Origin of the sequence: Chryseobacterium arthrosphaerae, from assembly GCF_001684965.1 — a bacterium.
In the GTDB taxonomy this organism is placed as follows: domain Bacteria; phylum Bacteroidota; class Bacteroidia; order Flavobacteriales; family Weeksellaceae; genus Chryseobacterium; species Chryseobacterium arthrosphaerae.
Genome location: NZ_MAYG01000023.1, coordinates 323,024 through 343,181, shown reverse-complemented (window position 1 = coordinate 343,181; position 20,158 = coordinate 323,024). Strand labels below are relative to the sequence as shown.

Genomic DNA, 20,158 nt, shown 5'->3' with positions numbered 1-20,158 from the left:
AACAAAATGGAATATAGAACATTAGGAAATACAGATTTAGAATTATCAACCATCACACACGGAGCTTTTGCCATTGGCGGTAACATGTGGGGTGGTAATGAAAAACAAGACTCTATTAACTCAATTCACGCATCATTGGATCATGGAGTGACTTCTATTGATACAGCACCTTTCTACGGTTTCGGATTAAGCGAAGAAATGATTGGTGAAGCCATCAAAGGAAAAGACCGTTCAAAAATCCAGTTGCTAACCAAGTTCGGGCTGGTATGGGACGGAAGCAACAACGGAAAAGGAGAGTTTTTCTTTGACGCTGAAGATGAAGGAAAAGTAATTCCGGTATATAAATTAGCTTCAAAAGAAAACATCATCAAAGAAGTTGAAGAAAGCTTAAAAAGACTCGGGACTGATTATATCGACCTTTTACAGCTTCACTGGCCGGACAGTACCACAGCGATCAGCGAAACGATGGAAGCTATGGAACTGTTGATCCAACAAGGAAAAGTTCGTGCTGCAGGGGTAAGCAATTACAGTGTTGCCCAGATGGAAGAGGCTAACAGAACTTTGAAATTAGCCAGCAACCAGGTTTCTTACAGTATGCTGAACCGTTCTATTGAGAATGATCTTGTTCCTTATTCATTAGAGAACAATTCAGGAATTATCGTATACAGCCCAATGGAAAGAGGTCTTTTAACAGGTAAATATTTTAAGGATAACAAATTAAAAGACAATGACCACAGAAACGGGTATTTCTCACAGTTTGATCTGAATAAAGTAAAAACATTCCTGGAAAAAATTGAACCTATTGCTCAGGAAAAAGGGGCCAGTCTTTCTCAACTGGTATTAAGATGGACTACTTTACAGCCAGCCATTACAGTAGTTTTGGCAGGTGCCAGAAATGCAGAGCAGGCTATTGACAATGCAAAAGCAATGGATATCAGCCTTTCTCAGGAAGAATTGAATTTCATCAACGCTGCTTTAAGCGAAATTTAATATAAAAACTGGAAGCCGGAAGAGGGAGGATGAAAGTACTGTCAGGTTGTTGACCGACTTCAAAAACTTCCCTCCTCCAGCTTCCTTTCTCTTTAAAGAAAAGTAACCCCGGAAGCATCATTTTCAATAACCGGAATGCCAGCTGTTCAGAGACTGCAACAACTTCCCGCTTCCAACTTCCCTTCTTTTTAACCTATACATCATAAAAAATGAAAAAGAATCTGATTAAAATATTCGGGTTAGTAACCCTATTGACTATAAACAGCATTGCATTAAACGCACAAACCCTTGTTAATCCTGCAGACCAGTCATGGTATCCGTCTGCTTACGGAGCGCAGGATGAAATCGGAGCTGCGAATTTATTAACACCTGAAGTGGTAAAACAGGCGCTTGGACTGGTAAAACAAGGCAAAACATTGGCATTGGCTGTTCCTATTGATAAAAACTTACCGGCTTTCAGACACAGAAGCTTCAATCTATACAACATCCAGCCCGGAGAACAGGGTGGAAAAAGTATTGGTCCCAACAGGTTTACATTCAACGATGAACTGGTGAACGGATGGACCGGCGTAGGCACTCAGCTTAACGGCATAGGACACATCGGTATTGATAATGTTTACTATAACGGGAATAAAGCTACAGATTTTGTAACCGTAGAAGGCGTAAAAAAACTGGGTGTTGAGAAAGTACCTCCTTTTGTAACCAGAGGTGTAGTTCTTGATATGGTGTCTCATTATGGAAAAGCCATTGTACCCGGCGGGACAGAATTTACCGTTGAGGATATCAAATCTGTCTTAAAGAAACAGGGGCTTACTTTGAGAAAAGGTGATGTTATTCTTTTCAATACAGGATGGCTTGAACTGATAGGTAAAGACAATAAACAGTTCTTAGAAACTGAGCCGGGAATCGGAATGGATGCCGCAAAATGGTTAGCTGACCAGGGAATTGTTGCTTTCGGTGGTGACACCTGGGCTTCTGAGGTCTATCCAAATCCAAAAAGTAAAGAAGAATTTCCCATCAACCAATATATGCTGGCCAAAAAAGGAATCTATAATTTAGAATTAATTGACAGCCGCCCGCTGGTAAAACAGAAAGTATGGGAATTCCTGTTTGTACTGGGACAGCCTCTCTATGTAGGGTCTACCCAGGTGAATGTGAATCCGGTAGCTGTATATTGATTTCTTTCTCAGATTTAAGAATAATGCGTAATTTACTATTCCGGACCTGAGGTACTGATTATACAATTTTAAAAATATCAATTACAGAATTTAATACCCACGGAACCTTCTGCTTTGCTATTTAACATCCAAAAAAAAGAGCTTTTCAGTGTTGAAAAGCTCTTTTTTTTAGTATAAAAACTGTATTATCACTACCTATTTAGCGATGGGCATGTGGGTACTGATTGCAATTCTGTTCCATGCATTGATAGTTACAATGGCCATAATGATCTGGGCAATCTGATTGTCATCAAAGAATGCTTTTGCTTTTTGGAATGTTTCATCACTTAATCCTTTGTGGCTGATTAAAGTAATTTCCTCAGTCATTGCCAGAAGTACCTGTTCTTCTTCCGTAAAAAACTCCCTGGCTTCTGTCCAGCCATCCAGAATGAAGATCCTTTGAGGCGTTTCTCCATATTTAATGGCATCTTTCGTATGCATATCAAGACAGAAGGCACACTTATTAATCTGGGAAGCCTTGATTTTAATTAATTCCTTTTGAATAGGGGTTAAAGAAGTTGTCTGTAAATATCCTTCTAATCCCATCATCGCTTTGTAAGCTGCTGAATCTACTGTTGCAATGTTTAATCTTGCGCTCATTATTATATTATTTTTTGGTTAATTGATCTATGCTGAAAGAATATTGTGGCTGCACAGCCAGTAAAAGAGCTCCTGCACACCCTACCCATACGGAATAGTTCAGCGGGGCTTTTGGTCCTGATGCAATGGTCATAGACAGGGCAAAAATCAGCAGCAGGATACTGCTTCCATAGGCTGCGAACTTTGTTTTAAATCCAAAAATCAGGAGTAAAGGAAAAAGAATTTCCAGAAAAGTAGCGGCATACGCTGAAACCGTGCTCAAAGATTCGGGAAGGAAAAATGTAAGCTGTCTTGTATATTCTTTAAAACGCTCCATATTCCCCCATGATGAGTTTTCTTTACTCCACCATCCGAAGCGGTCTGCCACTGCTGAAAGCATCGTTACAGCAAGAGCTGATCTTAAAAACAGCTGTGGAAATTGATTTTGGGTATCTGTCATTGTATTGGCTTTTAATCACATGACAAATTTCCGATATCTGATCCGTAAAAAACTTAAACTGGTTTAAGAACGTAATTTTGCTTTGATTTCACTTAAATATTCGGGAGTAAAACCCAGAAATGAAGCGATCAGATATTGAGGTATCCGTTGAATAAACCAGGGATATAATGTACTGAAATGAACATACAGCTCTTCTCTTGAATATTCTGCCAGATAGCGGAGTTTTCTTTCAGAAGCGGCATATGCTCTCTGATAAATGATTCTGAAGTATTTTTCCATCACAGGATGTTGCTCCAGTAATAGTTCCTGATTTTTAAAATCAATAACAAGAATGGTAGATTTTTCTACAGACTGAATATTGAAATCCGTCTGCATCTGCCTTTCATAAGCAAATGTATCCGTAATCCACCAATTCTCAATGGCAAACTGAGTGGTGTGCTCTACCCCTTTTTCATTAATAAAGTATTTTCTCAGGCAGCCTTCCACCACAAAATACATGGTCCTGCAGATTTCCCCTTCCAGCATCAGGCTTTGTTTCTTCTTTACCCTTACTACCTCGAAGAAAGAAAAAATGGAAGTATATTCTTCATCTGTTACTGTAATGAATTTATTTAAATGTGCCTTGAAATTATCCATCTTTAGAATTGAATACTCAAACTTAACTTTATTTTTTTAGTTTTACAATCACAAAATATGAAATCATGGAAGTCATTGCTAAAATCCTCATTGCAGCTGTCGCATTAGAACACCTTTATATCCTCTGGATGGAAATGTTCGCATGGGAAACCAAGGGAAAAGAAGTCTTCAAAGCAGCATTGCCTGCGGAAATGTTTAAACCTACAAAGGGATTGGCTGCCAACCAGGGATTATACAATGGTTTTCTGGCCGCAGGACTGATCTGGTCTTTTCTGATCAAAGATCCGCAATGGCAAACCAATGTAGCCTTATTCTTCTTAGGATGTGTAGCTGTAGCAGGGATCTATGGAGCGATTTCCGCAACGAAGAAAATATTCTTTGTACAGGCTTTGCCCGCAATTCTGGCGATTATTGCAGTTTTACTGAAGTAATTTTATACTTCATACGGTAAAGATCACTTTAATTTTTTACAATTGTCAATACTCTCCTATTTTTTAGCAGGAAAGAAAAAAAACACGAATAGCAGCTCATTTTTCAACCACACTAAAAACCAACACTTTACGGCTTAAAAAATCCATTTAATATAAAATCCGTAAATTTGCACCGTCATAAAAAATTGATACACAGTTTTTTTATGCTGGCCTGCATTTTGATGCAAAGTAGGCATTCAAGTTGTTCAGTACACATATCTGTAATTACCTCATCAGTAATTTAATTGTAGAATCTATGTAAAAGATTAGCTTCTTTTTACATATACACTCTTTTTCTAGAGTATAATCTATTGAAATATTTAAAATAAACATAAGGCCTCATGGTGCTTATGCATTATTTTTTTTTGTTGAAAGCTTTTATTTTTTAAAAGCCCAGCAAATTATTTTATCCTGTCACATCAGCAGAACAACTAAAGCTAAACGTATATAATGAATTGGTGTACAATTTTTTATATCAATTATTAATTCAAAATTCTGAATATGGAAAAAAATGAAAACAGTAGAAAAGTAAAACTTAAAGTTGAAGATCTGACTATTATTTTTGGTAAGAACAAAGAAAAAGCACAGGAACTTTTAGACAAAGGCTTTTCCAAAAAGGAAATTCTTGAAAAAACAGGTTGTACCATAGGAATCAACAAAGCAAGTTTCGAAATCTATGAAGGCGAATTCTTTGTCATCATGGGGCTGTCAGGAAGTGGAAAATCTACTCTACTGCGCTGTTTGAACAGACTGAATGAACCCACATCAGGAAAAGTATACATCAATGACGATGATATCACAGGGAAAAACAATAAAGAGCTGCTGGAAGTAAGAAGAACGGAAATGAGTATGGTATTCCAGAAATTCGGTTTGCTGCCTCATCATACGATTTTAGACAATGCAGCTTTCGGGCTGGAGATAAGAGGTGAAGATAAAGCTTCCCGGGATAAAAAAGCACAGAAAGCACTCGATATTGTGGGCTTAAATGGCTTCGAAAACCAGTATCCTTCGCAACTTTCAGGAGGAATGCAGCAGAGAGTCGGGCTGGCAAGAGCCTTGGCAAATGATCCCGAAGTGTTGCTGATGGACGAAGCCTTCTCTGCACTGGACCCACTGATAAAATCTGAAATGCAGGATCAGATGCTTGAACTGCAGAATACATTACAGAAAACCATTGTCTTCATTACCCATGACCTGGACGAAGCCATCAAAATCGGAGACCGCATCGTCATTATGAAAGATGGGGTCATAGAACAGATAGGTACAGCCGAAGATATTTTAACCAACCCTGCCAGCGATTATGTAAAAGCTTTCGTAGAAAAAGTAGACCGTAAAACAATCATCACGGCCAGATCTCTGATGTTCGACAAAGCTACGGTAGTCCGTTTCAGAAAAGACGGCCCTGAAGGCGCTTTAAGAAAAATGAGAACCACAGGCTTAGAAAACCTTCCGGTAGTAGATTTTCAGAATAAATTTCTGGGGTTTGTAACCCTTAATGATGTGGTCCGGATCGCCAAAAAGAAAGAACCTACGGTAGAATCAATTATCAACAGTAACGTTCCTTCAGTGTATCCTGAAGTGACGGTAGAGGAAATGCTGCCGCTGATCTCCGAAAATAAATCTTCCATTGCTGTTATTGATGAAGACAATAAATTTTTAGGTCTTGTTACCCAGTTATCCCTTGTCATAGAAGCGACCAAGTTTAACGAAGAAGAAATTATTGAATTAAAAGAAATTGCAAACAACCAATAAGATGAATAAAACTATAGATATAGGTCAATATGTAGAAACTGCAATCAATTGGCTCACAGAAAACGGAAAACCTGTATTTGATGTCATAAAACACATAGGAAATTCCTCTATCATGGGGATTGAATGGGTATTAACAAACACTCCTTTTTATGCAATCATTCTCTTTTTTACGCTGCTGGCACTATGGAAGGCCGGAAAAGGCGTCGCTGTGATAACCGCAGCCGGACTGAGCCTGATATTTTTAATGGGATTATGGAAAGAAACCATGGAAACCCTGGCCCTTATATTTGTCTCCACTATTACAGCCCTTATCCTTTCTATCCCTCTGGGAATTTTTGCCGCTAAAAGCAAAATAGCTGACAAAATCATCCGTCCGTTACTGGATCTGATGCAGACCATGCCCGCATTCGTCTATCTGATTCCTGCCGTATTATTTTTCAGTATCGGTAAAGTACCCGGTGCTTTTGCCACCATTATTTTTGCAATGCCGCCTGCGGTACGATTAACAACACTTGGAATAGAAGCCGTTCCGAAAGACATTGTGGAAGCAGCCAGAGCTTTTGGGGCCACCAACCGACAGATTTTGTTTAAAGTAGAGCTTCCCCTGGCGATGAAAACTATTTTGACAGGGATCAATCAAACCATACTGTTATCTTTATCCATGGTGGTTATCGCAGGAATGATTGCTGCAGGCGGCTTAGGAGAAAAAGTACTGGAAGGAATTAATAATCTGGATATCGGTCTGGGATTTGAAAGCGGACTGTCCGTTGTGATTTTAGCCATCATCCTGGACAGGATCACCCAGGGATTTGTAAAGAAAAAACAATAAAATGAAACAATTAAAATACCTTTTTTTCCCCGTTTTAATGTTCATTTTTACAGCATTAAATTCGTGTGAAAACATAAAAAACTCTAAATATATCACTATAGGAATGGTAGACGGCTGGGCAGAAGATGTGGCAATGACCCATATTGCTAAAGCTATTCTGGACCGGCAGGGCTATCATGTCATTATTCAGAAAGCCTCTACGGATATGATTCTGGCTTCAATGAATAATGAAGATACTGACCTTTTCATGGGCGTCTGGCTTCCTTACACCCATGCCAAAAAACTTGCTAAATTTCCGGGGCTGACTCATCTTGGAACCAATTATGATAACGGCCGTATAGGATTGGTAGTTCCTGAATACGTTCCTGTTAATTCCATTGAAGAACTTAATCAGCACCAGGAACAGTTCAATCATAGAATTATTGGAATTGAGAAAGGAGCAGGATTAACGACCGGTACAGATAAAGCCATTATTGATTATAAGCTGGATTACAGACAGATCAACTCCTCTACCATCGCCATGATCACAGAATTACAGAATGCCATACAGCGCAAACAGTGGATTGTGGTTACAGGATGGCAGCCCCACTGGATGTTCGGTAAAATGAAACTTAAATTTCTTGATGATCCCCAAAAGATTTATGGTGAAGCTGAACAGATTAAAACCTATTCCAGAAAAAGCTTTGGGAAAGATCATCCGGATCTGGCAAAATTCTTTTCAAGGCTCCATTTCGATGATGAAACCATGACTGATCTTTTAACAAAAATGGAAGACAGTAAAAACAAAGAAGCCACAGCAAAAAAATGGGTGGAAGATCATTCTGAACTGGTACAGTCCTGGCTAGATAAAAATTAATATAATTTGGTATTATTAAAAATCCTCAGCTCCACACGGGTCTGAGGATTTCTTCATCGAGATAGAATTTGATCTTTTCTCTATGAAGCAATATTATCAGTAATCGCAAAGGCGCAAAGAAATTTAATAACATAAAACTTTAAGGCGCAAAAAAATCAAAGATTTTCAGCAGGTTTGTTTTCAGTTAAAATTCAACAGAATTAAATTTTATCAAAAATAAAATCCTTGCACTTTAAGGTATATTTAAAGGAAAATTCTTGCTTCTTTACATTTTCCAATATCGTATAACTATCCCATTGATTCTTTAATTTTTTCCCGATGGATTATTCCCCAATTGACTAATGTCTCTGTCACCGGAAATACAGATTTCCCATACTCCGTTACGGCATAGGTTACCGTGATAGGTTTCGTATCCTGAATGGTTCTTGTGATCAGAAGATTGGTTTCCAGCTCTTTTAACTCTTTGCTCAGCATTTTCGCAGAAATTCCTTCGATGCTGCGTTCCAGCTTTTTAAAATGGATCATCTGATCCGGTCTGTTCGTCAGATACCGGAGAATCATCAGTTTCCATTTTCCTCCTAAAACATCCAGACTGTCCCGCATTGCGAATAATTCTTCTGTGCAGCTGGCTTCTCTCTCAATGCCGTTTTCGATAATTTTTGCCATAATAGTTTCATGAAGGTAACTAGTTACCATGAGTTAACTAGTAGCAAATATAAACTATTCCCTCTTTACATTTGTGTATCAAATTAACAATAATGAAAGCAGTTATTTTAAATAAAAACGGAAATCTGGAAGACGGTTTTACCGAACAGCCAAAACCTAAAGATAATGAGGTTTTAATCCAGATTAAAGCAAGCGGTTTCAATCCCATCGATTATCAGATGCTGGAAAATGAACTGGAACGGAAATTAATCAGTTCCCCGATCCTGGGACGCGAATTATCCGGAATTGTTGTAGATAAAGGAGCTGACGTCACTCAGTTCAATATTGGAGACGAAGTTTTCTGCGGAAGCGGATCTATGGGAAGCAATGGAACCTATGCAGAATATATTGCCGTTCCTGAAGCCATTGTAGCCCTTAAGCCGGAAAACATTTCCTTTGAACAGGCAGCCTCAATTCCTTCCGCAGGACTTACCTCTTTGCAGATCTTTAACCGTTTGAAATTAAAGCCGGAAAACACACTTCTTGTCACCGGGGCGGCCGGAGGTGTCGGTTCATTTCTAATCAAACTTTTACTGGCTCATAACATCCGGAAGATTACAGTAACCGTTGGCAGTGAAGAAAACAGACAGATGCTTCTCGGCTTAGGATTACAAAGTCATCAGATTGTTAATTACAGAGATGAAAATCTTATTGAAAAACTTTTAAAAGCCAACAATGATCAACCCTTCGAATATGGAATTGATCTCGTAGGCAATTATATGGCAGAAGTAACTGCGGAAGTTTTAAAAATCAACGGCACTTATGCAGATGTCACGGCCCTGGTAACAAAAGATGCTCATGAGATCCTTTTCAACAAAGGAACTTTAATCATGAATATCTCCAATTATACTTATGGCATGGTTAAAAAATATGATTACTATAAAAACAGCTTACTGGAAATAAAGAAACTTCTTGAAAACGGAGACATCCTTCCTCCCCAACATAAAATAATAGGAGATCTTTCTTTAGAAACCGTTCTAAAAGCACATTCCATTTTAAAAAATAATCAGACGCAGGGGCACAAACTCGTCATGAAAAACTCTTAAAACTATGAACAAAATACCAAGACGTATCGTAACCGGAATCAGAGAAGGAAAATCGGCCATTGTAGAAGATCAGCAGGTTGAAAATGCTGTAGAACACTTTCCGGGACTCATTATTTCAGACATCTGGAATACCCGGACAATGCCGGCAAGCTTAGAATTTGAAACCAGAATTCCAAACACCGGATTTCCGCAAACGCCCCAAAATGGCACTTATTTCAGGTATGTAGTTGTTCCACCGGATAAAGATTTAGGAATTGAGCTCAAAAAAGGAGAAACTCATCCGATGATGCACCAAACGCCAACACTGGATTATATTATTATTCTTTCCGGTGAACTTTACCTCATCATGGAAGAAGGAGAAACGCTTCTGAAACCGGGCGATATAGTAATTCAGCGGGGAACCAACCATGCATGGAGCAACCGCTCTGATGAACCTTGTATTCAACTGGCGGTGTTGATAGATGCTGAGGGGAAGAATTAAAAGATTTAATTATTTAAAATTTAAAGATTGGGATAGTTCTCACAAATTTTAAAAATTCAACCAATAAAAAATCTGTGTGTTCTGTATGATCTGTGGGATATAAAAAGATGACCTTTTACAGTTGGGTAAACGCAAAGGCGCAAAGAAATAAATATGATGCTGTTTTAAGGCGCAAGAAAATCAAAAATTTTCAGCAAGAATTGATGCATATATATTAGAATTATACAATTTTATCACAGATAAAATCCTTACGACTTAAAAATATCACCAAAGAAAAAACTTGCGCCTTTGCGTTTCCAACAAAAATCTCCCGATTTTACAAAGCAGAAATTTCCAACAGTTTCTCCTTCATTTTTTCAGGCGTCATCTGCCCTTCCTGATAATACACCAGATTCTGATGCTTATCAAGAAATACCCATAAAGGATAAACAGGCTGATTTTTATTTTTTGACAAAGCAAGCGCCAATTCATGAATTCCCGAGTTCCCATTCTGCAGATATTCAAATTCCTGATGCTGAAAATGAATCTTCTCTTTCGTTTTCTCTGCCTCAAAATTGACAAAATAAAAATGATCATTCATTAAATTAACCAGCTCTTTATCTTTATTCAAATGGTAAGATTCAATTTTACAGACCGCACACCAGTCCGTATAAAGATGGATCACCACAGGTTTTGGAAATTCTTTCTGCAAAGCTTCCAGTTCAGAAAAAGTGCCTGTCTTCATCTGAGACAGATAAAAACAGGGCACTAACATTAAAAATAAAGCTATTTTTTTCATTTAAGATTATATTTTACTCCCAAAAATCCTCTGATACGCTGCATCGGAGCATAGCCGTAAGCCGTATCGAAAGTATAATGATTCGGATTATTAATGGGATCATCAACATGTTTATCAAATGGATCAAACGGTCTCATCAGAGGATCTCCAGGGGTAAAATTGAATACATTTTTCACCCCGCAGTACACTTCAAATCCGGATTTGAAAGTCTTTGAAACCTGGATATTCGCTAAAGAATAGAATGGTGAATATTCAGGCCGGTAGTCATTCGGTAAAACAGGCAGTCTCATCGGCCCGTAGAACTGCCCTGTAAAATCGATGGTCAGATTGCTTGGAAATTTATAAGTTAAGTTATAAGTTCCACTCCATTTTGGAGCGTGTAACTGTTGTGTTTTTTGGTTTTCATTATCAAATTTCTGGTAAACATCAAGATAGGTTACGCCCAGGTTAACGCTTAAAGGAAACTGAAAAGCAAAGTCTACATTCAGGGAAGCCCCTCTGGAAATTCCATATCCATGAAGATTGTCATAGATGATCTTATCAGGATCAGAATCAAAGTCACCTACAATTTTATTGCTGAAATACGTATAGAATGCAGAAGCATCAAGATTTATCAAACGGTTTCCAACAGGAATTTTCCAGATATAATTCAGATTTCCGTTCACCGATCTTTCAGGCTGAAGATCTGATTTCACAACGACTTCCCTGGATCCGGTTAAAGCAGCATGGTCTTCTGTAAACAGATTCACCACCCTGAATCCGGTACCGAAATTGAAACGCAGCGTATGATAGGGGTTCGGAGAAAATTTCCATGCCAGTCTGGGTGAATGTACAGAATGATGCACCTTATCATAATCGTATCTGTACCCCAGCAATAAAGTATTTTTATCATTGATTTCCCATTGGTCCTGAATAAAAGCTCCCCAGATCGGAGATTTCATAGGAGCATTGGTGATGCCGTCTGATGCCAGTGTTCCCGGGGTGTTGTCATCGTAAAAAGTTCTTTTAAAAGTAAGTCCGGCCGTGATATCATGCTTTCCGAAACTTCTGTCCCAATAGGTTTGTACAAAAGCTACTTTCTGCAGGGCATTGAACGGATTGGCTCCGTAATATGAATTCTGATCGTGGTAATTATAAGAAAACTGGGTTACAATATGTTCTTTCAAAGGCCATTCATACAACCCGAAAACCTCTGCTCTGTTCGTATAAATACTTTCTCCATATACCTCATCACTTCCTCTGAATGATTTATTCCATTGCATCTCACCTCCGAAACGGTCCTCATACAGATACCTCAGGGCAAAACTTGCCTGCCTGTTCTCCTTTCTTTTAAAATTCCATTTGTTGAAAACAGAAATCCTGCTCTGTAAAGCAGTATCTGTGAAATTATCTTTATTCTGATCTATCCTTTCCTTAAAGCTGAAATAATTTAAACTTAACAGTGAAGCCGCATTCTTACCCACATTAAATTTAGTGGAAAGATCGAGATTATTTTCAAACCAGCCCGTCGTCATGAGATCAACACTCAATTTAGGAGCTGTCAGAGCATTTTTGGTGATAATATTGATTACCCCTCCCATTGCTTCAGAACCGTAAATGGAAGATGCGGGTCCTTTTACCACCTCTATCCTGTCCACCAGGCTATTCGGAATACCACTCAGCCCATATACTGTAGAAAGAGAGCTTACAATCGGCATTCCATCGATCAGGATCATCGTGTACGGCCCTTCAAGACCATTGATATGGATATCGCCGGTATTACAAACCGAACAGTTCAGCTGAGGTTTTACTCCGTTGACCATAGCGATGGCTTCAAAAATACTCGGTGTAGGGTTTTTCTGAAAAAATTTCTGACTGTAGATCTCAACTGCCACGGGACTTTTTGATCTGCTCATCGGTTTTATGGTACCGGTAACCACTACATCCTCTATAGTACTCGTCCTGATTTCTCTTTTAGTAACTCTCGCAGAATCCATGCTTTGGGGTGAATGTATATTTAAACTGTCTGTCTCCTGTGCAAAACAGTATGATGATAAAAAAGTAATAGAAAATAATATTCGCTTCATGAAATTAAAATTGTTAGACAAATCTAACAATTATTTTTTAATTACAAAACATCAGAAAAAATATTGATCAAGCTAATTCATGAAAAATGATTAAATTTGAGAAACTACATATGAAAGTAAAATGAGATATCATCTAGCGGGAAATATCCCACCAAAAAGACACACTATCTTTAAGTCTCCGGAAGATAAATTTTACTATGAACAGCTTTTCGGAACGGAGGGCTTTCATGGGATTTCGTCTTTGTTATACCATATTCACCGTCCTACACAGATCAAATCGATCGGTGAGCCTAAGGATGTAACGCCTAAAATTGCAGTTGAAAAAAATGTGACTCCAAGAATGTTCAAAGGAATGAATGTCACTCCTGAAGACGATTTTCTGGACAGCAGAAAGATCCTTTTGATGAACAATGACCTGAAAATGGGATTGGCCAAGCCAAGAAAATCAATGGATTATTTTTATAAAAATGCTGAATGTGACGAACTTCTGTATGTTCATAACGGAACCGGAATCTTAAAAACATTTGTAGGAGACCTTGAATTCGTAACCGGAGATTATCTTATTATCCCGAGAGGAACCATTTATCAGATAGAACTGCAGTCTGATGATACTGTATTTTTCGTATTGGAAAGCCACTCTCCTATTTATACTCCGAAAAGATATAGAAATGAATTCGGCCAGCTTCTGGAACATTCTCCGTTCTGTGAGAGGGATATCATTGCTCCTTCTTTCAAAGAACCTGTGGATGAGAAAGGAGAATTCCTGATCAAAGTAAAGAAAGAAAACCAGATCACCGACTTCATCTATGCTACACACCCATTTGACGTAGTAGGCTGGGACGGATATTTTTATCCTTATAAATTCAATATTAAAAACTTTGAACCGATTACGGGAAGAATTCACCAACCGCCGCCGGTTCACCAGAACTTTGAAGGTCACAATTTCGTAGTGTGCTCATTCTGTGCAAGAATGTATGATTACCATCCACAGGCTATTCCGGCACCTTACAATCATTCCAATATTGATTCTGATGAGGTATTGTTCTATACAGAAGGTGATTTCATGAGCCGTAACCATATCGACCTGATGGACTTTACGCTTCACCCGGGAGGAATTGTACACGGCCCTCATCCAGGTGCCATGGAAAGAAGCATCGGAAAAAAATTCACTGAAGAATATGCCGTGATGGTTGATCCGTTCCGTCCGTTGAAAATCACGGAAGAAGCTTTAAAAGTGGAAGATCCGTCATACAAAACTTCATGGCTCGAATAAAACGTAAAAGATCTTTCTTATTATAGAGAAAAACTATTACTGATTACATACAAAAGACGCTTTAAATCCTTTATTTAAAGCGTCTTTTTTCGTAAATTTGTAAGGCATGGTTAAGTCCATTTAACCATCATTATTTTTCATGACGCATCCTAAGTAATGGTGGTTTAATACAAAATCAATATTACATGTTAGAAAGAATCAGATTAGAAAGTCTACACCAAAAAGTAACAACGGCCGAAAATGCCGTGAAAATCATTAAAGACGGTATGACCATAGGGTCCAGCGGCTTTACCAAAGCGGGTGACAGCAAGGCTATTTTACCGGCCCTTGCGGAAAGAGGAAAAACTGAGAACCTTAAAGTCACTTTAATGACCGGAGCTTCACTGGGCCACGGAACCGACGGAAAATTAGCGGAAGCTGATGTCATCAGAAAAAGAATGCCGTTCCAGGTAGATCCTGTTTTAAGAAATAAGATCAATACAGGTGAAATTCTTTTCATCGACCAGCACTTAAGTGAAAGCGCCGAACTTCTCCATACCAAAAACCTTCAAAGTATTGATGTGGCTGTCATTGAAGCAGCTTATATAGAAAGAGACGGAAGCATTGTTCCCACAACCTCCGTAGGAAATTCCGTTACATTTGCAGCTTTGGCCAAAAAGATCATCATTGAAATCAATACGGAAGTTCCTGAAGAAGTTTACGGAATCCATGATATATACCAGGCAGAAGATTACCCTTACAGGAATGTTATCCCTATTGTGGCACCGTGGAATAAAATCGGCAGAAAAAGTATCCCTGTGGATCCCGATAAAATCGAAGCTATTGTTTTCACCAGTCTTAAAGACAGCCCGGCAGATATTGCAGAACCGGATGAAAAGACCACAGCTATTGCCAGACATCTTCTTGATTTCTTTGAGAATGAAGTTCGTTTAGGCCGCCTTACAGACCGTTTACTTCCTCTTCAGGCAGGCATCGGAAAAGTAGCCAATGCAGTACTTACAGGATTTAAAGACAGCAATTTCTATGATCTTACCATGTTTTCCGAAGTACTTCAGGACAGCACCTTCGATCTGATAGATTCCGGTAAACTCAGCTTTGCTTCGGCCTCCTCTATTACCGTTTCTAAAGAATGCTACGAAAGGGTTTTAGGAAATCTCTCCAGATACAAGGATAAATTTGTTTTAAGACCACAGAACATTTCCAATACTCCTGGACTGATCAGAAGACTGGGCGTCATTGCAATCAATACTGCTATAGAATTTGATATCTACGGAAATGTAAATTCCACCCACATCGGAGGTACAAAAATAATGAATGGTATCGGAGGTTCGGGTGACTTTGCAAGAAATGCTTATCTGAGTATTTTCGTGACACAGGCTGCTTCAAAAGGTAATAACATTTCCCACGTGCTTCCGATGGTTTCCCATACAGACCATACCGAACATGATGTTGATATCCTGGTGACAGATGTGGGACTGGCCGATCTGCGAGGGCTTGCTCCGAGAGAAAGGGCTCAGAAGATCATCGACAACTGTGTTCACCCGGATTACAGGGAAGAATTACAATCTTATTTTGACAGGGCCTGCGAGCGTGGAGGCCATACCCCTCACCTGCTGGAAGAAGCATTCAGCTGGCATTTACGTTTCTCAGAAACAGGAAGTATGAAACAGGCTGCTGAAGCTGAAGTTTCCCATTAAAAATACGATCTCTATAAATCATAAAAGGCTGAATGCAATGCATTTGGCCTTTTATTTTTAAGTAATACACCCCTCTTCTGATATGATAAAAATCCTTTTCAATATCTGCAAAATAATTAGAAAAAGTAAAAATATAAGATTATCTTTGAAGGAAGAGAGGTCATTTTTTGAAGCTGAAAATACAATCAACATCCTGTTAAAAAAATAAAATATGCATAATTACATAAGCGCAGAAGAGGCAATATACACCATAAAAAGCGGCAACCGGGTATTTTTCCACGGAAGTGCCTGCACCCCCAATTATTTGATTGACGAACTGGCAAGACAGTCACACAGGCTGGAAAATGTAGAAATGGTCTCCATTACCCAGCAGGGGAATGTAGAAATTGCAAAACCTGAGTATAAAGACAATTTTTTTATCAATTCTCTGTTTGTGTCCACTCCGGTGCGTGATGCCGTCAATTCCGACAGAGGTGATTTTGTACCCGTATTTTTAAGCGAAATCCCGATTTTATTCAGAAAAAACATTCTTCCACTGGACGTAGCACTGGTAACGGTTTCCCCTCCGGACAGGCATGGGTTCTGTACGCTGGGAACTTCAGTAGATATAGCGAGATCAGCTGTAGATACGGCTAAAATCATCGTGGCAGTTGTCAATCCAAGAATGCCGAGAACTCATGGGGACGGTATGATCCACATCAGCAGGATCCACAAGCTTGTATGGCATGAGGAAGAGCTTCCAACAGTAGATTACGGATCAAAAGTAGGTCCTGAAGAAATGTTGGTTGGAAAAAATGTAGCAGAGCTTATTGAAGACAGATCCACCCTTCAGATGGGTATCGGAACCATTCCTGATGCGGTCTTGAAATGCCTTACCAATCATAAAGATCTGGGAATTCACACTGAAATGCTGAGTGACGGCGTTATCGACCTGATCCAGAATGACGTGATCAACAACAAATACAAAGGTTACAACGATAATAAAACCATTACCAGTTTTTGTTTCGGGACCCGGAAACTGTATGATTATGTAGACGATAATACCGTATTTGCCTTCCGGGATGTGAGTGAAGTCAATTTCCCGATCAATATCATGAGAAACAAAAAAATGGTAGCCATCAATTCTGCCATTGAAATCGACCTTACGGGACAAGTCTGTGCAGATTCCATTGGAACCATGCAGTACAGCGGTATCGGCGGGCAAATGGACTTCATGCGGGGAGCAGCATTAGGTGAAGACGGAAAACCGATTATTGCCATCACCGCCAGAACGAAAAAAGGAGTCTCCAGAATTGTTCCTTATCTTAAACAGGGAGCCGGTGTAGTGACTACAAGAGGACACATCCATTACGTTGTTACGGAATACGGAACCGCTTATCTGTATGGGAAAAACCTTCGCCAGAGAGCTCAGGAGCTGATCAGTATTGCTCATCCTGACGACAGGGAAATGTTGGAAAGAGCAGCATTTGAAAGATTTAAACACTGATAATCAGCAAATAAAGTTTTTCAATCTGCATTTTTCGTGAGATGTTAAAAACATTTTTCTATCTCAACCCTACAGATCATAAAAAAAACTTTAATATTTTGGCAGTATATTTGATAAAACTCTTTCAAAAACAAGGAAATTGAAAACTATATATAATTCGATACGAGAAGAAGTTGTAAAGCATTCTAAGGTAAGGAATTCTGTTTTGGGGAATGTGAATGAATGGAAGAGAAGCCATTATATTATTCTTTCCGAAATTATCAAAGATGAGCTGTCCGGAGCCGAGGAACTGAAAGGAGGAAAAAAGTTTGAAATCGGGAGTACCATTTCGCATGTAACGCTACAGCGTTTCTTTGAAAACGATTACCAGGACAAAACCCACAGCGACCTGAGATTTTTAAAAACTTTAGACAAAATATGCATCTTTCTGGGCTACAGAGACCTTAATGATTATATCCACACGGTAAGACACAGGAAACAGGATGATCAGGGAGAAGAAAGCAATTCATTCATGACCCAGATCGTCTATGATTACTGTGCAGCTGCCTTTGAGTTCTACAAACTTTTTCCGGCGCATAATACGGAACTTCTGAAAGGTCTTGTGTTTGAAGATTCACCGTTTCTGGAAAGGGCATCACAGTTCAGTAAAGAATTATGTGATAAGGATTTTCATCTGGTAACGAAAAACAACCGTTCCAATTACGAAGTTTTTGATATCAATATTGTAACAGATGAACCGGACAAAAAAATACTGGAATCCCAGGAATTCTGGAATCTGCTGTTCAAAGTCGGGGAAACCGGAGAAGAGCACTTTGTGAACCAGCTGAGTACACAGATTTATTTTATTAAAAAGATTGATAATACCTGGAAAATCTGGGATAATTATAATCCTGATGCCGGGAGACTGAACAGAAAAATAGAAACCGTCTGAAAAATAAGAAAGCCGCAGAGATGATCTGCGGCTTTCATGTTCGAAATATTTTTTTTCACTTGTCTTTTGTATTACAAATGTAGGCGGTTGATTCCATACAGATGAAACTTAAATATACTTAAATAAACTTTTCTTTAACGTTATGTTAAATAAATTCAAGGATTAGTAGGGAATATTTTTCCTATATCCAAGTTTTTTGTAATTTGCATACCAATAAAATAAAAGTAAAAGAGAAAATATGTCAACACTTACATTTGCCGAGAAAATTGCTCAAGCAGAAAATTTCTTGCCGATTAACGGTACAGATTACATTGAGTTTTATGTAGGAAATGCAAAACAGGCTGCCCATTATTACAAAACCGCTTTCGGTTTTCAGTCTGTAGCTTATGCGGGTCCTGAAACAGGAGTAAGAGACCGTGCATCTTATGTGCTTCAACAGGGAAAGATCAGATTGGTATTAACTACCGGATTGAAGTCTGACTCTCCTATCAACGAACACGTAAAGAAACATGGCGACGGGGTAAAAATTTTGGCACTTTGGGTAGATGACGCTTATGCAGCTTTCGAAGAAACTACCAAAAGAGGTGGAAAACCATATTTGGAACCCGTAACTTTAACTGATGAGCATGGTGAAGTAAGAATGTCCGGAATCTATACCTACGGAGAAACTGTTCATATGTTTGTAGAAAGAAAAAACTACAACGGAGCGTTCATGCCCGGATATGAGAAGTGGGAAAGTGCCTACAACCCTGAAGAAGCAGGATTACTGTATGTAGACCACTGTGTAGGAAATGTAGACTGGAACAGAATGATCCCTACCGTAGAATGGTATGAAAAAGTAATGGGATTTGTCAACATCCTTTCTTTCGATGACAAGCAGATCAACACAGAATATTCTGCTCTGATGTCTAAAGTAATGTCTAACGGAAACGGATATGCAAAGTTCCCTATCAACGAGCCTGCAGAAGGTAAGAAAAAATCTCAGGTAGAAGAATATCTTGATTTCTACGAAGGTGAAGGTGTACAGCATATTGCAGTAGCTACCAAGGATATCATCCATACAGTAACCGAACTGAAAAAACGTGGCGTGGAATTCCTTTCCGCACCGCCGGAAGCTTATTATGACATGGTTCCTGAACGGGTAGGCCATATTGATGAAGATTTAAAGAAACTTCAGGAGTTAGGTATACTTATTGATCATGATGAAGAAGGGTATTTACTTCAGATCTTCACCAAGCCTGTGGAAGACCGCCCTACTCTGTTCTTCGAAATCATTGAAAGACATGGTGCGCAGAGTTTCGGTGCAGGAAATTTCAAAGCTTTATTTGAGGCATTGGAAAGAGAGCAGGAAAGAAGAGGTAATCTTTAATTTTACGTTAAAAAATAGTAAGTTTTGTCAGGATACAGTGTTCTGGCAAAACTTTTTTATAAAACACAGTATATGAGAAAATTTTTAATTGGGATTTTATTCTTCGGAACATTAGGGCTGAAAGCCCAATATGGAACCCTGAATGCAATCCTGGACCGACTTGAGGCAAGAAAAGGCATCAATCAGAATCTTGAAAAGGTGAATATTGACAACAAGAAATTTGTTTTCATCAAAGATGAGGCTGATCATACGGAAAGAGATTTTATTATTATCAAAGGAAATGCGGCAACGTATGTAGAAGTTTTTGATGATAAAGCCACCGGAGAAAGCAGTTCCAATGTTTTCACAGGGGATATTGTCAGAAAAAAGAATATTATTTCCTTACGGGCAGATATGCTTGAAAATAAAAAAGTTCCTATCCCAGTCACCAAAACCCTGCTATTGACCCGGCAGGATAATATTCTGTACCTTATAGATGTCAATACCAAAGCCCGGTGGATCGATGAGCAATCTTACTCCAAAAAGGCAAAATAACAT

Annotated in this window: 20 protein-coding genes; 14 read left to right on the top strand and 6 right to left on the bottom strand. The window is 38.8% G+C overall.

Annotated features, from left to right (window positions below; genetic code table 11):
- The first annotated feature begins 6 nt into the window (after positions 1–6).
- Together BBI00_RS20715 and BBI00_RS20710 are read left to right on the top strand one after the other, a co-directional pair.
- Positions 7–990 (top strand): aldo/keto reductase, encoded by a 984-nt coding sequence (locus BBI00_RS20715; protein ID WP_065400730.1) that lies wholly within the window; start codon positions 7–9, stop codon positions 988–990.
- 209 nt (positions 991–1,199) lie between these two features.
- Entirely contained in the window at positions 1,200–2,168 is a 969-nt protein-coding gene (locus BBI00_RS20710; protein ID WP_065400729.1) for a cyclase family protein, read from the top strand.
- Between the two features lie 195 nt (positions 2,169–2,363).
- On the opposite strand, the gene BBI00_RS20705 is transcribed toward BBI00_RS20710, so the two are convergent.
- The 3 genes from BBI00_RS20705 to BBI00_RS20695 form a co-directional block, all read right to left on the bottom strand.
- Entirely contained in the window at positions 2,364–2,807 is a 444-nt protein-coding gene (locus tag BBI00_RS20705; RefSeq protein WP_065400728.1) for a carboxymuconolactone decarboxylase family protein, read from the bottom strand.
- Positions 2,808–2,814: 7 nt separating this feature from the next.
- On the bottom strand, positions 2,815–3,246 hold the full coding sequence (locus BBI00_RS20700; protein WP_065400727.1) for a DoxX family protein: 432 nt from the start codon (positions 3,244–3,246) through the stop codon (positions 2,815–2,817).
- Positions 3,247–3,309: 63 nt separating this feature from the next.
- Positions 3,310–3,882: a Crp/Fnr family transcriptional regulator gene (locus BBI00_RS20695; protein WP_065400726.1), complete on the bottom strand. Its 573-nt coding sequence runs from the start codon at positions 3,880–3,882 to the stop codon at positions 3,310–3,312.
- A 65-nt stretch (positions 3,883–3,947) separates the two neighbouring features.
- Here BBI00_RS20695 and BBI00_RS20690 point away from each other — a divergent pair, with 65 nt between their 5' ends.
- The 4 genes from BBI00_RS20690 to BBI00_RS20675 all read left to right on the top strand — a co-directional run bounded on the left by BBI00_RS20690 (position 3,948) and on the right by BBI00_RS20675 (position 7,789).
- Positions 3,948–4,313 carry a DUF1304 domain-containing protein gene (locus BBI00_RS20690; RefSeq protein ID WP_065400725.1) on the top strand — a complete coding sequence of 122 codons (366 nt, stop codon included), beginning with the start codon at positions 3,948–3,950 and terminating at the stop codon, positions 4,311–4,313.
- 540 nt (positions 4,314–4,853) lie between these two features.
- Positions 4,854–6,104: a quaternary amine ABC transporter ATP-binding protein gene (locus BBI00_RS20685; protein ID WP_065400724.1), complete on the top strand. Its 1,251-nt coding sequence runs from the start codon at positions 4,854–4,856 to the stop codon at positions 6,102–6,104.
- Position 6,105: 1 nt separating this feature from the next.
- On the top strand, positions 6,106–6,933 hold the full coding sequence (locus BBI00_RS20680) for an ABC transporter permease (RefSeq protein WP_065400723.1): 828 nt from the start codon (positions 6,106–6,108) through the stop codon (positions 6,931–6,933).
- Between the two features lies 1 nt (position 6,934).
- Positions 6,935–7,789, top strand: coding sequence for a glycine betaine ABC transporter substrate-binding protein (locus tag BBI00_RS20675; RefSeq protein WP_065400722.1), 855 nt, complete (start codon positions 6,935–6,937; stop codon positions 7,787–7,789).
- 288 nt (positions 7,790–8,077) lie between these two features.
- Here the strand turns inward: BBI00_RS20675 and BBI00_RS20670 are convergent, their stop codons facing one another.
- Complete coding sequence (locus BBI00_RS20670) at positions 8,078–8,455, bottom strand: winged helix-turn-helix transcriptional regulator (protein WP_034697438.1); 378 nt, start codon at positions 8,453–8,455, stop codon at positions 8,078–8,080.
- Between the two features lie 92 nt (positions 8,456–8,547).
- On the opposite strand from BBI00_RS20670, the gene BBI00_RS20665 reads away from it, so the two are divergent.
- Positions 8,548–9,540 carry an NADP-dependent oxidoreductase gene (locus BBI00_RS20665; protein ID WP_065400721.1) on the top strand — a complete coding sequence of 331 codons (993 nt, stop codon included), beginning with the start codon at positions 8,548–8,550 and terminating at the stop codon, positions 9,538–9,540.
- A gap of 4 nt (positions 9,541–9,544) precedes the next feature.
- Positions 9,545–10,021 (top strand): cupin domain-containing protein, encoded by a 477-nt coding sequence (locus BBI00_RS20660; RefSeq protein ID WP_065400720.1) that lies wholly within the window; start codon positions 9,545–9,547, stop codon positions 10,019–10,021.
- Between the two features lie 316 nt (positions 10,022–10,337).
- Here the strand turns inward: BBI00_RS20660 and BBI00_RS20655 are convergent, their stop codons facing one another.
- Together BBI00_RS20655 and BBI00_RS20650 are read right to left on the bottom strand one after the other, a co-directional pair.
- On the bottom strand, positions 10,338–10,799 hold the full coding sequence (locus BBI00_RS20655) for a thioredoxin domain-containing protein (protein ID WP_065400719.1): 462 nt from the start codon (positions 10,797–10,799) through the stop codon (positions 10,338–10,340).
- Positions 10,796–12,865 (bottom strand): TonB-dependent receptor plug domain-containing protein, encoded by a 2,070-nt coding sequence (locus BBI00_RS20650; protein ID WP_065400718.1) that lies wholly within the window; start codon positions 12,863–12,865, stop codon positions 10,796–10,798. Before BBI00_RS20650 ends, BBI00_RS20655 begins: the two co-directional genes overlap by 4 nt.
- 121 nt (positions 12,866–12,986) lie before the next feature.
- On the opposite strand from BBI00_RS20650, the gene BBI00_RS20645 reads away from it, so the two are divergent.
- From BBI00_RS20645 to BBI00_RS20620, 6 genes are all read left to right on the top strand, one after another.
- On the top strand, positions 12,987–14,138 hold the full coding sequence (locus tag BBI00_RS20645; protein ID WP_065400717.1) for a homogentisate 1,2-dioxygenase: 1,152 nt from the start codon (positions 12,987–12,989) through the stop codon (positions 14,136–14,138).
- Between the two features lie 185 nt (positions 14,139–14,323).
- The gene (locus BBI00_RS20640; protein ID WP_065400716.1) at positions 14,324–15,835 is read left to right on the top strand and encodes a succinate CoA transferase; all 1,512 of its coding nucleotides are present in this window, start codon (positions 14,324–14,326) and stop codon (positions 15,833–15,835) included.
- A gap of 211 nt (positions 15,836–16,046) precedes the next feature.
- Positions 16,047–17,321 carry an acetyl-CoA hydrolase/transferase family protein gene (locus BBI00_RS20635; protein WP_065400715.1) on the top strand — a complete coding sequence of 425 codons (1,275 nt, stop codon included), beginning with the start codon at positions 16,047–16,049 and terminating at the stop codon, positions 17,319–17,321.
- Between the two features lie 139 nt (positions 17,322–17,460).
- Complete coding sequence (locus tag BBI00_RS20630; RefSeq protein WP_065400714.1) at positions 17,461–18,252, top strand: hypothetical protein; 792 nt, start codon at positions 17,461–17,463, stop codon at positions 18,250–18,252.
- 238 nt (positions 18,253–18,490) lie between these two features.
- Positions 18,491–19,621, top strand: a complete 1,131-nt coding sequence (gene hppD / locus BBI00_RS20625; RefSeq protein WP_065400713.1) for a 4-hydroxyphenylpyruvate dioxygenase — start codon at positions 18,491–18,493, stop codon at positions 19,619–19,621.
- Between the two features lie 72 nt (positions 19,622–19,693).
- Positions 19,694–20,155 (top strand): hypothetical protein, encoded by a 462-nt coding sequence (locus BBI00_RS20620; RefSeq protein WP_065400795.1) that lies wholly within the window; start codon positions 19,694–19,696, stop codon positions 20,153–20,155.
- Positions 20,156–20,158 lie beyond the last annotated feature (3 nt).

Coding starts and splice junctions, on each gene's coding strand:
- BBI00_RS20715 (WP_065400730.1), top strand. CDS start 7: ATGGAATATAGAACATTAGGAAATACAGATTTAGAATTATCAACCATC.
- BBI00_RS20710 (WP_065400729.1), top strand. CDS start 1,200: ATGAAAAAGAATCTGATTAAAATATTCGGGTTAGTAACCCTATTGACT.
- BBI00_RS20705 (WP_065400728.1), bottom strand. CDS start 2,807: ATGAGCGCAAGATTAAACATTGCAACAGTAGATTCAGCAGCTTACAAA.
- BBI00_RS20700 (WP_065400727.1), bottom strand. CDS start 3,246: ATGACAGATACCCAAAATCAATTTCCACAGCTGTTTTTAAGATCAGCT.
- BBI00_RS20695 (WP_065400726.1), bottom strand. CDS start 3,882: ATGGATAATTTCAAGGCACATTTAAATAAATTCATTACAGTAACAGAT.
- BBI00_RS20690 (WP_065400725.1), top strand. CDS start 3,948: ATGGAAGTCATTGCTAAAATCCTCATTGCAGCTGTCGCATTAGAACAC.
- BBI00_RS20685 (WP_065400724.1), top strand. CDS start 4,854: ATGGAAAAAAATGAAAACAGTAGAAAAGTAAAACTTAAAGTTGAAGAT.
- BBI00_RS20680 (WP_065400723.1), top strand. CDS start 6,106: ATGAATAAAACTATAGATATAGGTCAATATGTAGAAACTGCAATCAAT.
- BBI00_RS20675 (WP_065400722.1), top strand. CDS start 6,935: ATGAAACAATTAAAATACCTTTTTTTCCCCGTTTTAATGTTCATTTTT.
- BBI00_RS20670 (WP_034697438.1), bottom strand. CDS start 8,455: ATGGCAAAAATTATCGAAAACGGCATTGAGAGAGAAGCCAGCTGCACA.
- BBI00_RS20665 (WP_065400721.1), top strand. CDS start 8,548: ATGAAAGCAGTTATTTTAAATAAAAACGGAAATCTGGAAGACGGTTTT.
- BBI00_RS20660 (WP_065400720.1), top strand. CDS start 9,545: ATGAACAAAATACCAAGACGTATCGTAACCGGAATCAGAGAAGGAAAA.
- BBI00_RS20655 (WP_065400719.1), bottom strand. CDS start 10,799: ATGAAAAAAATAGCTTTATTTTTAATGTTAGTGCCCTGTTTTTATCTG.
- BBI00_RS20650 (WP_065400718.1), bottom strand. CDS start 12,865: ATGAAGCGAATATTATTTTCTATTACTTTTTTATCATCATACTGTTTT.
- BBI00_RS20645 (WP_065400717.1), top strand. CDS start 12,987: ATGAGATATCATCTAGCGGGAAATATCCCACCAAAAAGACACACTATC.
- BBI00_RS20640 (WP_065400716.1), top strand. CDS start 14,324: ATGTTAGAAAGAATCAGATTAGAAAGTCTACACCAAAAAGTAACAACG.
- BBI00_RS20635 (WP_065400715.1), top strand. CDS start 16,047: ATGCATAATTACATAAGCGCAGAAGAGGCAATATACACCATAAAAAGC.
- hppD (WP_065400713.1), top strand. CDS start 18,491: ATGTCAACACTTACATTTGCCGAGAAAATTGCTCAAGCAGAAAATTTC.
- BBI00_RS20620 (WP_065400795.1), top strand. CDS start 19,694: ATGAGAAAATTTTTAATTGGGATTTTATTCTTCGGAACATTAGGGCTG.